The sequence below is a fragment of the Mesorhizobium sp. M0633 genome (assembly GCF_040320645.1).
Lineage (GTDB): Bacteria > Pseudomonadota > Alphaproteobacteria > Rhizobiales > Rhizobiaceae > Mesorhizobium.
In genome coordinates this window covers 285,592-298,670 of sequence record NZ_JAMYQC010000002.1, presented here as the reverse complement: position 1 = coordinate 298,670, position 13,079 = coordinate 285,592, and the positions used below count along the sequence as shown (strand labels likewise).

Here is a 13,079-nt window from a genome sequence, read left to right as displayed (position 1 = left end):
GATGGAAGGTTCCATAGTCAGCCGAATTCACCTTCCGCGCGCCACTGAAATGCACGTGCCGACGCGCGAGATCAATCCGCGCATGAGGCCATTCCTGCGCGAACAGGTCGACGCGCAGACCCCCTTCCATCAACTCCTCATTACCATCGCGAGGAGAAAATGGTTCCTGCTTGCAATGGTGATTTTGGGCGGAGTGTTGGCTGGGCTTGCGGGTTTTGTGCGTCCTGTCCTGTTCGAGGCGACCGCACAGGTGATTGTCGATGCTCCTGGCAGGAACGCGGCTCCCGGAGGTGCGGATTCTGCTCAGGAGATGCTGGATGCGAGCATTGATGACCACTTAACCATGCTCTCTTCGCAGGGGCATCTGCGTCGCCTGGTGGCAGCCCTACGCGAGACAAAGATCGGCAACATTGCTGAGCAAGGTGATGATGTCGGAAATTCCCGCGCCGCCCCGGTAGGCGGCAACCTGCAGAACATACGCACCTTCGCAGCTGGTCTGCTAGAAAGGATTTGGCCGCAGGGCGGGCCGGAGGCGGCCGATGCAGCCGAACTCAAGGCATTGCGCAAGGGCATGAGGGTTGGACAGGAACTGAGATCAAGGGTGATCACCGTCGGCTTCACCGACGACGATCCGGCGCGAGCCGCCCTGGTGGCCAATACGTTCGTCCAAGTATACATCGACGATCTCGCACAGAAGCGCAGGGCGTCAGACCGGCTGGAACTCGCCTCGATCGTCGCCAGCCTGCCGGTCGTACAAAGCGACTTGGCGAAAGCGACCGACCGCCTGGAAAAGTATCGACTGAGCCATGGCGCGGTCGATCAGGGTGCGGCGGATAACGCTGCCAAGGAGACAGCCGAACTTAGTCAGCAGATATCCTTGTCGAAAGCGGATCTCTCAGCGACGGAATCTCGCCTTCAGCACATCGAGGCTTTGCGAGAGGAAGGAGCATCGGTGGCGGCGCTCGCCGAAGCGATCGGGTCTCCGGTATTGGCCGACATGGCGGCCCGCCAAGCCAACGACAATGCGGATGTGGGCCTTAGCACTGCGATCAACGGCGAGATCGAACAAGGCACTGCTCGCATTGCGGCGGAGGGGAACATCTACCGTGCCCAGATCGCTGCTCTGGAGGGCCGTAAGAATGTGCTCGATGCGGTGGTGGCCGACACAGCCGGCCGGCTTTCCGGCTTGCGTGCGCTCGAGCCGCAGGTCAGCATCCTGACGCAGCGATACAACCAGCTTCTCACCCAACAACAGGATCTGGTGCAGCGCATCGCAACTCCCTTGCCCGGGGTCTCGATCCTTTCAGCGGCATGGCCGCCAACGAATCCAAAAACCCTGCCGCCCATCTTTCTTATTCCGCCCGGCATGATCGTGTTTGGCCTCATTGGCGGGGTCTTCGTCTTGGTCCGCAGCCGTCTCAATCAGACCTTGCGCGGCGGGGCCGAAGCTGAAGCCGCGCTCGGGGTCCCGTGCCTGGGGCTGATACCGGAAGCGCCCACATTACACGCGAAACGACTACAGCAGCTGGTTCTCGGCCAGCAAAACTGCAGCTACAGCCGAGCCGTCACTTCTCTCCTTGTCACCGTGGCTCTCAACAAAGCGAGAGGCCGTGCGTCGCACGTCATCCTCGTCACGTCCAGCGTCCGGCATGATGGCAAGACCGAGCTCGCATGGAGCCTCGCCTTGGCAGCTACCCGACTTGGGGGACGAGTGCTTTTTCTCGATCTTGACGGCACGGGCGCCCGCCTCACGAACGAGTTTCTGAACGAATTCGGTGCGTTCAAGCCGCATAAATCCTTTGGAGACTATATGAGCGACCGTTGTCCGCTGCACGACGCGGTCACGGGAATGCCTGAAATTCGAATCGACTTCATGGCACTCGCACCATCAGAGGATCTGCTGCCGCAACTGTCCATGATCGACGGGTCCCTGGTCACAGATGAGCTGCGCTCGATGTACAGCATCGTCATCATAAATGGACCGCTGGGACTTGGAGGACCTGAGGCCAGGCTACTGACGGGCTGGGCTGACGCAGTTCTTTTTGCTGTTCGCTGGGCCAGGACGCGTCGCAGCATCGCGCGTGGTGTTCTGCAGTTGCTGACGGAGGACGAGACGGCTCAGGTCCCCGTAGGCAGCGTTCTCACGCAGGTCAATCTTAGGAAACACGCCGGCTACCGGTTTGGGGACAGCGCGGATCTCTTGCTCGAGAGAACATCATGAATGTCACATGCGGGATTCCGCGTAACGACCGCCACGGCATTCGACCTGTCGAGCGGAAGATAATATCGACGATCTCGCAGTCCGGAGCAGGGTCCGCGGCCAAAGGCGATCAAGGCGATGAAATGCGCGACGCCGGCGCAAAAGACATCGACGATTTCAGCGATCCGAAGCTCGCCCGCTTCCCTGCGGCCTCCGTTGCTCCAACGAATATGGTTTTGCCGCACAAGGAGGACACGGGCCGGGGTCTCGGCTATGCCAGCATCTTCGCTCTTTTGGTCTATATCGGGGGTGCGGGCTTGACCAGCTTGGCGCAGTTATTGATTGCGCGCATCGTTGGCTCCACCAGCTATGGCATCTACTCCTATGTTCTGGCCTGGACCTCGGTGCTTGCCTATCTTGCAACGCTTGGTTTCCACGTATCCTTGTTGCGTTTCGTCTCCGCCTACAGTGCCAAAGGGCGGCTTGACCTGGTACACGGCGTAATCAGGTTTGCTCTGCAGAGGTCGCTGGCGGCGGCGACACTATTCGGCATCGTTGGCGCCGCCTTGATCTTTTTCTTTTCAGATCCTTCTCACAAGGAGCTTCAAATCAGCCAGCTGCTAGGCATGGCAGCAGTGCCTTTGGTCACGGCCTACGCTTTGGGCGCAACACTTGTTCGTGCTTTCGGCGGCGGTGTCTCGGCCCTCCTGCCGGAACGCATAGTGCGCGACGGCCTCTTGTTGACGTTACTGGGAATGGCGGGCTTATCCGGATCATGGACCCCCAACGCACCCTTGGTGATGCAGGCGGTGCTGGCAAGTTCAGCCATCACGGTCGGCCTGGTGTTCGTCATGGCGACAAAATTTCAGCCGCCTGGCTTGCGGCAGGTTCAGCCAGGCGACGAGTCGCGGGAATGGTGGTCCGCGGTTCCGCCAATGATGCTCATGGCTGGGCTCGATGTTTTCATCAGCCGGGCCGGAGTCATGGTGCTGGGCTGGACGCATCACATTCGCGAAGCAGGCATTTTCGCATTGGGATTGAACGTCGCCTTGCTTGTGAGCCTTTCCCTGGTTGCCGTCTCTACGATGTTTGCGCCGACAGCGGCCGCCCTTCATGCCCGAGGCGATCGGCTGGCTCTGCAGCAGCTGTTTTCACGGGCCGCCCTACTTTCCTCTGGTGGGGCTTTAACGATGGCCATCCCGATGCTTGCGATTATTGAACCTCTGTTGAGCTGGTTCGGCGGGGATTTCAGTACCGCGGCACCCGTCGCGCGGATACTCATTCTCGGATATGTCTTTGTCGCGCTGTGCGGACCCCAGATGCTCCTCTTGATGATGACCGGAAACGAATGGGCGGCAGCCGCAACCATGATCGTCGGCGCTGCGGCCAGTATCATAGGCTGTGCCACAGGAATTGCGCTCTACGGCGCGCCGGGCGCCGCAGTGGGCCTCGCGCTTGCGTTGGCGATTTGGAATGTGGCGATGTCGATCTACATCAGCAAACGGCTGAAAATTATCCCTGGGCTGATCTTTGCGCTAACATCGTTCAGAACGCACGCAGTCGAAGGCCAGCGGCGACATTGGTTCCTGCGCTGATTTGAGACCGTCGCGCCCCGATACGCGACGGCATCAGCGTTCAGGAATTTCGAGTCCAGGGTTGTGTCGGATAGAGGCTGGCGAGTGCGGCTTTGTGGCCGACGCGTTACGCGCCGAGTGGCAGATCATCGCCCGACAGGGCCCGCGGCCTACACGGTGGCCTCATTCACCAACGTCTGTTGCCGTATGCTGGCCGCGGCATCCGTTCCATGAAAGTCCCGGTACCATTCGACAAAGCGTCGCACTCCGTCCTCTAGCGGTGTTGCCGGGGCGAAGCCGACGGCCTGGCGAAGATCGCTGACGTCGGCGCGCGTCTCCAGAACGTCGCCAGGCGGCAACGGCACATCCACGCGAACTGCCCGGCTGCCAAGAGCGGTCTCGATGATCGAAATCAGCCGGTTGATCTCCTCGGGCCGGTCGTTGCCGATATTGTAGACGCGATACGGCGCGGAACTTGTGGCAGGGTCGGCGGTGCAAGGGTCCCAATTCGGATCCGGCTGCGGCGGTGTAGCAAGTGCTCGAACCACGCCCTCAGCGATATCGTCGATATAGGTGAAATCTCGCCACACGCGGCCGGCATTGGCTACTTCAATTGGTTTGCTCTCGACGATCGCGCGCGTGAACAAGTAGACGGCCATGTCGGGCCTGCCCCAAGGGCCATAAACGGTGAAGAAGCGCAGTCCGGTCACGGGCAGGCCGAACAAATGGCTGTATGAATGCGCCATGAATTCATTCGAACGCTTGGTGGCGGCGTAGAAGCTGACGGGATGATCGGCGCCGTGGTTTTCGGAAAATGGTATGGTTCGATTCAAGCCGTAGACGGAGCTCGAAGAGGCGTAGACGAGATGACTGACGCCATGATGCCGGCAGCCCTCAAGGACGTTGAGAAACGCCACTATATTCGATTGCACATAGGCGTGCGGGTCAACAAGTGAATGACGCACGCCGGCCTGAGCTGCGAGATGGACAAGGTGTGAGGGGCGAACGTTTGAAAACAGCAACTGAACGCGTGCGGCATCCGCCAGATCCATTCGTACCGGCGTGAACTTCGCCTCGCTACAGAGGCGTGCAAACCGCGCTTCCTTGAGCCGCAGATCGTAATAGGGGGTGAAATTGTCGACGCCCACGACTTTGACACCAAGACGCAAAAGCCGTGAGGCCACGTGAAAACCAATGAAGCCTGCGGCGCCGGTGACGACGATCGATCCTGTCCGTGCAAGTTTCTTCACCGCGCGGTCCGAACGGGATCGAGCGATTTCCATCTTCTCCGCTGCGGCAAGGACAGAATCGCTGCATAGATCGTTGTCCACTTATCGCCTTTCGAATCCGTTCGACAGTACCGAATAGCCGGTCCGGGATTGCGGCTTCCGATATTTACGCTGGCGCATCGAACCTAGTGGAGTGCGCAATGCGGTGCACGACCTGCCAAGTCATGACACGCCAACTTGCGTAGTTGAATCCCGGGCGGATGCCGACGTCCGGCGATTGGATCTAAGTGGCCGGCCTTACGGCAGGACCGAAATACGCCCAAGAAGGGCCACCAGTTCCGCCTGGCGTTTTGTTTCGGTCTTGGCGAACAGCGAGGCAAGCTGGGAACGGATCGTGGTGCGGCTCAGTCGCCAGCTGCGAGCGATCTCCAAAGGTGCGTCGCCCTGGGCCAAGCGCAAGGCGAGGTGCGTTTCTGCGCTCGTCAAGCCAAACATTCTTTGCAGCGTCCGAGGATTTGGCCCCGACCTGTTGTCGCGATCCAGCAGCGCCACAATGCTCGTTCCGTCGGGAGCGATAACGCCGTTCTCGTTCAGTATCACCGGTCGGTCGCCCCTGCTGCGGATCACCACCCAAGACAACGAGCCCGGCAGGAATTGGCCCGGAACATTCGCGATCAGCCGCCTTAGGGCGGCCGTAAGTCCGCTCGCCGTGTCGGCCGCTTCGCCCTGGCGCTCAAGCGTGGTTTGGGCGGCTGCGTTCCACTCGACTACTTTTCTTTCGCGATTCAGCACGAGATAGCCACAGCCAATGCGATCAAGCACGCCGGTTATGGATTCCAGACTGCGGCCTTTTGGTTCGCCGAACCTTGCGTCCAATGGATCCGATGCGCGATCGGGAAGGTGACCAGAAGAGGGCCGCGTATTCCGCGCTTCAAAATCATACTTGGTCCTCGTAACAATGTACCGATTGCTCGAAGAAGCATCGACCTGTCTATCGATCAGATTCATTTTCTACCCCTAACCCAAAGTTTCACACGCCCGAAATAAGTATTCGGGATTCATGTAGTCTTCTATGTGTAGCTGGATTCTAGTCTTCTATGCGCTGACGGATAATACGTTCATCACCACCTTGAAAACTTAATATGATCCGACAGTTCTAAGGCAGCTCTTAGGCCCCGCTGCGTCCGATAAAATGCGCGCTATGATAGCGGTATGGCAATCCGGCAGTGGTACTAAGCTGTACGTTTTTTGCTCTAGTCTCGACGGGCTAGTCAGAAGGTTGTAGTCTGTGTCCATGAGCTCGCAGTCGCGCAGGTCGAATTCGAACCCGTCGGGCAGATTGCTAACTCATATTGCCTCTGCGTCGGTGTTAGCTGCCACACTGATATTTGAAATAAAATCGTCAGCCTATATTGGGCAAGGCGCCAGTTTTCTGGAATTTATTCCGGCTATTATTATTATCGCCTATCTCGAAGACCGCGTACCGGCGCTCGCTGCGACCATTCTGATGGTGGCTGTCGGGCTGTGGGCACGAGGACACGATCAGATTTCAAGTGGAGATTGGGCACGCGCAATCCTGCTTCTGGTTTCGGGTGGCGTGATTGCCATGACCTTCCATCGTCTGCGGCAGGACTTGCGTGAGTTGCTGGAAGTCGCGGAGGCCCGGCTCGCTGCCGTCGAGGCGACCGAAAGCCGCTATCGTTGGGCCTTCGAACGTGCTGCCATGGGATTCGCGAACACCAACAAGAAAGGTGAGTTGCTGCAGTCCAACAGACGCCTTTGTGAGATGACCGGGTACAAGGAGGAGGAGCTTGCCCAATTGCAGCTCGATACGCTCGCCCATCCGAACGACCGGGATACCTTGGCGCAATTGCTGGCGAGGCTGGGCAATGACATTTCTTCGTTCGTTTCGGAGGTGCGTCTGTCACGAAAGGACGGTACGGCATTCTGGGCCAGGCTAACGCTTTCTTCGTCCGTGCCCGAGGGTGGCCTCTCGGAGAGCATCTTCGTGGTGGTCGACGATATTTCGGAACGACGCGCTGTTCACGAAGCGCTTCGGGCCCAGAAGGAATGGCTGGACCTCGCTCTGTCTGCTGGACGCTTGGCCACGTGGCGCATAGACCTTAAAGACGGGATAGTCACGGGCTCGGACACGTTCTGGGACATTCTCGGCCTGGCCCAGGCCAATAGCCGCAGTTTGGAGGAGCTGTCAGCTGTCGTTCATCCGGCGGACTGGCCAAAGCTGGCGGCATCGAGAAAGGCCGCACCCTCGGTCACGAATTACGATGTTGAGATACGCGTCCGCCGACCGGACGGACATATCCGCTGGGTTGCGCTGCGCGGAAGGGAGGAAAGACATGATGATGGTGGACAGCGGCTTGGAGTGGCTGCCGACCTGAGCGAGAGACGACAAACCACGCTGCTGCGCGCCGCGGCAAAGAAGCGGGAGCGCATCATGCTCGAACAGCGTCACAGATTCGGCAACGTTTTCGCGGTGATCACGGCGCTCGTGAAAATGGTCGATGTTCCCGGAAACAACGTCGCCAAATACAAGGAAATGCTGATCGACCGGATACGCGCGCTAGAGGCAACCCATCTGCTTCTTTCACGCAACGGCAGCGTATCGGGGGCGATAAACGATCTCGTTGCGCAAGAATTGCACCCATATATTGGAACACGTGCGATATCGGTCAGCGGTCCTTCCGTGGCGATGTCGGGAGGCGCCGCCGAGAGTTTTGCAATGATCGTTCACGAGCTTGCCACCAATTCCATGAAATACGGAGCGCTTGCCGATCCAAAAGGCCGGATCGACGTAAGCTGGACGTTCGCACCTGAAGAAACAGGCAGTGATATCGTGTTCGAGTGGGTGGAATCGGGGCGGCGTAGGACCTCAAGCGTAGTCCGTCATGGCTTCGGTTCCATGATAATCGGAGTGGATGGAGCGCCGCTTGTCGGTCACTCTCCCAGGCTGGAAATATCGGACCAAGGGTTGCGGTATTCGCTGCGGCTGTCACGCAAGGAAATCGGATTTTAGTGCAGTGCTCCAATCGGAAAGCAGATCTAAAGGCGGGTCGCGCTGAGCGGCCTTTGAGATGCGCAGGGTTCCTTCCAAGAATGTCGTCGGCCCAAAGCTGCGCCGCGGCTTTGGGATATGCAGTAAAATGCATGAGGAGTCTTGGGACGCCGTTTGCACGTCCAAAAGGACGCGCGGCGCTCTAGCTGGCATGTCTCGAAAGCCAAGTCTTCAGCATAACGGCAGCCTCGGTCCGATTGCGTACCCCCAATTCACGCAGAACCGCAGCAGCGTGGATTTTCGTGGTCGCCTCTGCGATTTCCAGATCGCGCGCAATTTCCTTGTTTGAATAGCCTTCCGCCATCAGCTTGAGGACTTCCTTTTGCCTCGAAGTCAGCCTGCCAAGGTTGACGCCAGCGGTACGCCTCTGTGGGCCTTTGTCGTCGGAATGGGTATGCGCGTGGGTTGTTTGCGTCGCTCCCGGGCGTGACAGAAGTGCAGGAACATAGATGCGGCCGGAGAGGATTTCATTGACGGCCAAAACAACCTCTTCGTCCGTCTGCGATTTTACGATGTAGCCGTGAAGTCCGATCGACAGAGCCGTGAGTATTTCCGAGCGTGAATCGTTTCCGGAAACGATCGCAAATCGCGTGTCCGGATAGGCAGACAGGATCCCGCCGAGCACTTCTTGATTGAACAGGCCCGGCATATTCAGATCCAGGATCGCAAGATCCACGAACGACTGCTCTGCCAGCAAACTGAGCACCGCGTCGAAACAGGACGCTTCAAAGATCTCCACACCTGGAATGCCTGCGGTCAGTGCCAATCGCAAGCCGCGACGATACAAGCCGTGATCGTCGGCGATGACGATTCGATACATTGAACTACCCCAACGCCTATCTGAATGGATTGAACGGTAATGGCCTGAAAGTCGTGGCCATCCACTCGTCGATTCATCCAGCCGACGCTGCGGCACCCCCAACACCGCAAACGCCAGATTTCTAATATAATCTTAAATGACGGGAAACGCTCCTCTTTTTTTGCCCCTTGTGAGCGAAACCCGCCGAACGTCGTCGAACATACGTTCTGACCTTTTGGACAGCTGACAGACCGGCCGGCCGTTCAGCAGTGCTATAGGTCTAAAGATATAGAACAGCAAAACGGCTGAATTGTTACCATTCGAATGCACGACGACATCCACCCTGACGGCCACATACCATCCAGATGCAATGTCCGGATCAGGGGACAGTGGAGAAATCTCACCGGTCTTCTACGGGAAATCTCACCGGTTCTTCTGAGGGGACAAGAACGCGTTTCCCGGGTGCTGACCAGGGCAGGATAGCCGGCCCGTGACGATAGCGTTCAGGCCGAATGAACAAGGGAGGACCAGGATGAAAGCGGTTATTCAATGTGGAGGAATGGGAACACGCCTCCGCCCCTTCACTTCGGTCTTGCCGAAGCCGCTCATGCCGATCGGCGCACGGCCGGTTCTCGAGATGCTTCTGAAATGGTTGCGACGCAACGGCATTCAGGAAGTTTATATTACAACCGGGTATCTCGGCCACTTGATCCGCACCGTGTGTGGAGATGGCTCGCAGTGGAACCTGAAAATTCGATATACGCAGGAGATGGAGCCGCTTGGCACCATCGGGCCACTGTCTTTGATCAGGGATGAACTGACGGAGCCATTCATCGTTCTCAATGGCGATGTCCTCACGGATCTAAGCCTCAGTCGATTTGTAGCAGCGCACCGTAAGCACACCGATCCAGTGACGATCGCAACAGCCTGTCGCCTGATCAAGATGGATTTCGGCGTCATCGACGAAGTCGACAATACCGTGCAGGTCTTTCGCGAGAAGCCGACGCTTTCGCATCTGGTCAGCATGGGAATTTACTGCATGAACCCGGATGTTCTGCAGTTTATCCCATCCGGCATACCCTTTGGGTTCGACGACCTGATGCTGCAGATGATGCAGAACGGCACAACCGTGCACGTGTACAAACATGAGGGTCTCTGGCTCGATATCGGGCGCGTCGACGATTTTCAGAACGCACAGACCATTTCCTGGGAAGACCAGTCGGCCTCGATCGAGGTCACTGCGACGGCTGCATGATGAAGTCACGAGCCCGGTTCCCACAGTTATCAGTCTAGGAGGTTGTGATGCTCTTGGTCAGTGCCCCGATCTTGGGTGTGCCGGAGAAGACTGCTTTGACCAAGGTCATCGACAGCGGCTGGCTGACCATGGGGGAGCAGGTACGAGCCTTCGAACAAGCTTTTGCCGACGTTCATGATGCGGAGGATTGCGTCGCGGTCAGTTCTTGCACCGCAGCGCTTCATCTCATTTTGCACGCACTTGGCATCGGACCGGGCGACGAGGTGCTGGTGCCATCCTTGACGTTCGTGGCGACCGCAAATGCGGTCCTCTATGTCGGTGCGACGCCGGTTTTCGTCGACATCGAGTCAGCCGACGTGCCGCTGATGTCGATCGTGGAAGCCGAAGCGAAATGCACGGCCCGCACCAAGGCAATCATTCTCGTTCATTTCGCCGGCTACCTCGCCGATCGGGAACAATGGCAGAGGCTCGCCCGTGCCCGGGGGCTGCACATCGTCGAGGACGCGGCGCATGCGCCGGGCTTGAAGGAGGTGGGGACATTTGGTGCCGCAGCCGCCTTCAGCTTCTACGGCAACAAGAACATGACCACGGCGGAAGGCGGGGCTGTGATCGCCAGGGATGCCGGTCTGCTCGAGACAATCCGCCAGGCGCGTGGACATGGGATGACCACCGGGACGCGTCAAAGGCTGAACAGCCGCACCCCTCAGTATGATGTCACCATGCTCGGATTCAACTATCGCATGGATGAATTGCGGGCTGCGATCGGACTGGTCCAGCTGCAAAATCTGCAGGAGTGGAATGAGATCAGGCGTATCCTGGTCATGCTGTATCGCCGTCTCATAGCGAAGCATTGCCCGGCCGTGACCATCCCGTTCCACGAGCCGCGGACGTCGGCCTACCACATCATGCCTATCCTTTTGCCACGTTACGCCGACAGGCAAGACGTCATCGACGCACTGCGCGGGCAAGGGATACAAACCACTATCCACTACCCGCCGGTGCACCAGATGACGCTCTATCGTGAGCTCATTCCCGGTACTCACTTACCGCGCACTGAAGATTTCGCGCAGCGCGAACTGACTGTACCGCTGCATCCGCAGATCACCGCGCCATTGGTCGAATCGGTAGTCGTCGCTCTTGCCGCGGCGGTCAATAATTGCGCTCAGACAGGAACAGCCGCATGAATGCCCTGGACCTAGCCATTCACCGGTCTAACGTCTCGAGCGCCGCCCATGGGTCTGCGAGACGAGCAATCGATCTCGTCATTGCGGCAGCCGCGGCGATCGTCTTCGCCCCGCTGATGCTGCTGATTGCCGTGGCGCTGCTGCTGGAAGGCGGTCGGCCCATCTTCTTCACACAGACCCGCGTCGGGGCCGGTGCTCGCCCATTCCGCATGTACAAGTTCCGCAAGTTCAGCGTGCAATGCGACCCCGGTGGCTTGGCTCTGACCATGGCCGATGACAGCCGCATGACGCCGATAGGACGGTTCCTCGCCGTCACCAAGTTCGACGAACTGCCACAGCTTTGGAACGTCTTCAGAGGCGAGATGGCAATCATCGGGCCACGCCCGGAGAGCCTTGCCTTCGCCGATTGTTTTCGCGGGGGCTTCGAAGACGTTTTACAATACAAGCCAGGCTTGCTGGGTCCAGCCCAGGTTCTCTTCCGGCATGAAGCCCGTTTCTATCCGCGATCGGTGGACCCGCTACTGTTCTATCGCCAGGTTCTGTTTCCTGCCAAAGCCAGGCTCGACCTTTCCTATTATCCGCAGCGCACGATCGGCTCCGATGTTGTGTGGATGGTGCGCGGCTTGCTGGCGGTGCTTGGCGTGGTTTCGCCGCCGCCGATTGGACCTTGAGAGCAGGTGGGACATCCGCGCTCTCGTGGATTTGCAACGTCAGTGCCTCACGTCATAGGGGGAACGCTTGGGTCATGGCATACAAGGGCAGGAAAGTTCTGGTTACGGGTGCCGACGGGTTCATCGGTTCTCATCTCACCGAAGCACTCGTCCGCAGCGGCGCCGACGTCACCGCGCTGGCACTCTACAATTCCTTCGACAGCCACGGCTGGCTGGACGATTTGCCCGACACCATACGACGCCAGTTGAATCTCGTCCGCGGCGATGTTCGCGACAGCGCGTTCCTTAACCGGATCGTGCGTGGCCAGGCGGTCGTGTTTCATCTCGCCGCACTGATAGCTATCCCGTATTCGTATGCCGCTGCCCAGTCCTATGTGGAGACCAACATCCTGGGCACGGTCAACGTTCTCGAAGCGGCGCGCCAATGGGAGACGGAGCGTGTAGTGCACACTTCGACAAGCGAGGTCTACGGCACCGCGCTGACAATGCCTATCAGCGAATCCCACCCGTTGCAGGGACAGTCACCATATTCGGCATCCAAGATCGGCGCGGACATGATGGCGGAGTCCTACGCCAGATCGTTCGACATCCCCGTGGTCATCATGCGGCCCTTCAATACGTACGGCCCGCGCCAGAGTGAGCGGGCCATCGTACCGACCATTATACGCCAGGCTCTCGACAAAAAATGCCCGGCGATCATGGTGGGAGACACAAGCCCGATCCGCGATCTTACTTTCGTGGAAGACACCGCGGCGGCGTTTTTGACCGCAGGTTCCGCCGAGCTCGAATTTGGCCATGCCTACAATGCCGGAAGCCAGCGCGCTGTGACGATCTCGGACATATTGGATCTGGTGATCGAGTTGAGTGGCTGCAAGAAACCAATCCACCGGGACGAGCGCCGCCTGCGGCCGCAGAATTCCGAGGTGCGTGCCTTGCTGGCCGATTCTTCGCTCCTCGAAAGCAAGACTGGATGGCGTGCCCAGACCAGCCTGCGCGAAGGCTTGGAGCGGACCATCGGATGGTGGCAAGGGCGCCTCAGCGAAGGCCGGGTGCGACACGAAATGGGTTACATGACATGAGCTTTCGCCCGGGAG

The 13,079-nt window shown here is 58.7% G+C and carries 10 protein-coding genes; 7 read left to right on the top strand and 3 right to left on the bottom strand.

Translation table 11 applies throughout. The annotated features are described in order from the left end of the window. The first annotated feature begins 1 nt into the window (after position 1). Positions 2-2,221, top strand: a complete 2,220-nt coding sequence (locus tag NKI47_RS03305) for a GumC family protein (RefSeq protein WP_352587399.1) — start codon at positions 2-4, stop codon at positions 2,219-2,221. Continuing rightward, complete coding sequence (locus NKI47_RS03300) at positions 2,218-3,795, top strand: lipopolysaccharide biosynthesis protein (protein ID WP_023675614.1); 1,578 nt, start codon at positions 2,218-2,220, stop codon at positions 3,793-3,795. The genes NKI47_RS03305 and NKI47_RS03300 overlap by 4 nt, the downstream gene beginning before the upstream one ends. 149 nt (positions 3,796-3,944) lie before the next feature. Here NKI47_RS03300 and NKI47_RS03295 read toward each other — a convergent pair whose 3' ends face one another. Then, entirely contained in the window at positions 3,945-5,057 is a 1,113-nt protein-coding gene (locus tag NKI47_RS03295) for an NAD-dependent epimerase (protein WP_352587396.1), read from the bottom strand. A 243-nt stretch (positions 5,058-5,300) separates the two neighbouring features. Beyond that, positions 5,301-6,011, bottom strand: a complete 711-nt coding sequence (locus tag NKI47_RS03290) for a helix-turn-helix transcriptional regulator (RefSeq protein ID WP_352455322.1) — start codon at positions 6,009-6,011, stop codon at positions 5,301-5,303. 286 nt (positions 6,012-6,297) lie between these two features. On the opposite strand from NKI47_RS03290, the gene NKI47_RS03285 reads away from it, so the two are divergent. After that, the gene (locus tag NKI47_RS03285; protein ID WP_352449678.1) at positions 6,298-8,037 is read left to right on the top strand and encodes a sensor histidine kinase; all 1,740 of its coding nucleotides are present in this window, start codon (positions 6,298-6,300) and stop codon (positions 8,035-8,037) included. Positions 8,038-8,218: 181 nt separating this feature from the next. Here the strand turns inward: NKI47_RS03285 and NKI47_RS03280 are convergent, their stop codons facing one another. Then, complete coding sequence (locus tag NKI47_RS03280) at positions 8,219-8,896, bottom strand: LuxR C-terminal-related transcriptional regulator (RefSeq protein ID WP_023675618.1); 678 nt, start codon at positions 8,894-8,896, stop codon at positions 8,219-8,221. 511 nt (positions 8,897-9,407) lie between these two features. Between NKI47_RS03280 and NKI47_RS03275 the strand changes: the two genes are divergently transcribed. The 4 genes from NKI47_RS03275 (at position 9,408) to NKI47_RS03260 (ending at position 13,064) form a co-directional block, all read left to right on the top strand. Then, on the top strand, positions 9,408-10,130 hold the full coding sequence (locus NKI47_RS03275; protein ID WP_023675619.1) for a nucleotidyltransferase family protein: 723 nt from the start codon (positions 9,408-9,410) through the stop codon (positions 10,128-10,130). Positions 10,131-10,177: 47 nt separating this feature from the next. Then, entirely contained in the window at positions 10,178-11,314 is a 1,137-nt protein-coding gene (locus NKI47_RS03270) for a DegT/DnrJ/EryC1/StrS family aminotransferase (RefSeq protein ID WP_023675620.1), read from the top strand. Then, positions 11,311-11,985: a sugar transferase gene (locus NKI47_RS03265; RefSeq protein WP_023675621.1), complete on the top strand. Its 675-nt coding sequence runs from the start codon at positions 11,311-11,313 to the stop codon at positions 11,983-11,985. Before NKI47_RS03270 ends, NKI47_RS03265 begins: the two co-directional genes overlap by 4 nt. Before the next feature lie 74 nt (positions 11,986-12,059). Further along, positions 12,060-13,064, top strand: coding sequence for an SDR family NAD(P)-dependent oxidoreductase (locus NKI47_RS03260; protein ID WP_023675622.1), 1,005 nt, complete (start codon positions 12,060-12,062; stop codon positions 13,062-13,064). Positions 13,065-13,079 lie beyond the last annotated feature (15 nt).

What these genes read in the sequence shown, in the direction of transcription:
- NKI47_RS03305 (WP_352587399.1), top strand. Translation starts at nt 2, where the DNA reads ATGGAAGGTTCCATAGTCAGCCGAATTCACCTTCCGCGCGCCACTGAA.
- NKI47_RS03300 (WP_023675614.1), top strand. Translation starts at nt 2,218, where the DNA reads ATGAATGTCACATGCGGGATTCCGCGTAACGACCGCCACGGCATTCGA.
- NKI47_RS03295 (WP_352587396.1), bottom strand. Translation starts at nt 5,057, where the DNA reads ATGGAAATCGCTCGATCCCGTTCGGACCGCGCGGTGAAGAAACTTGCA.
- NKI47_RS03290 (WP_352455322.1), bottom strand. Translation starts at nt 6,011, where the DNA reads ATGAATCTGATCGATAGACAGGTCGATGCTTCTTCGAGCAATCGGTAC.
- NKI47_RS03285 (WP_352449678.1), top strand. Translation starts at nt 6,298, where the DNA reads ATGAGCTCGCAGTCGCGCAGGTCGAATTCGAACCCGTCGGGCAGATTG.
- NKI47_RS03280 (WP_023675618.1), bottom strand. Translation starts at nt 8,896, where the DNA reads ATGTATCGAATCGTCATCGCCGACGATCACGGCTTGTATCGTCGCGGC.
- NKI47_RS03275 (WP_023675619.1), top strand. Translation starts at nt 9,408, where the DNA reads ATGAAAGCGGTTATTCAATGTGGAGGAATGGGAACACGCCTCCGCCCC.
- NKI47_RS03270 (WP_023675620.1), top strand. Translation starts at nt 10,178, where the DNA reads ATGCTCTTGGTCAGTGCCCCGATCTTGGGTGTGCCGGAGAAGACTGCT.
- NKI47_RS03265 (WP_023675621.1), top strand. Translation starts at nt 11,311, where the DNA reads ATGAATGCCCTGGACCTAGCCATTCACCGGTCTAACGTCTCGAGCGCC.
- NKI47_RS03260 (WP_023675622.1), top strand. Translation starts at nt 12,060, where the DNA reads ATGGCATACAAGGGCAGGAAAGTTCTGGTTACGGGTGCCGACGGGTTC.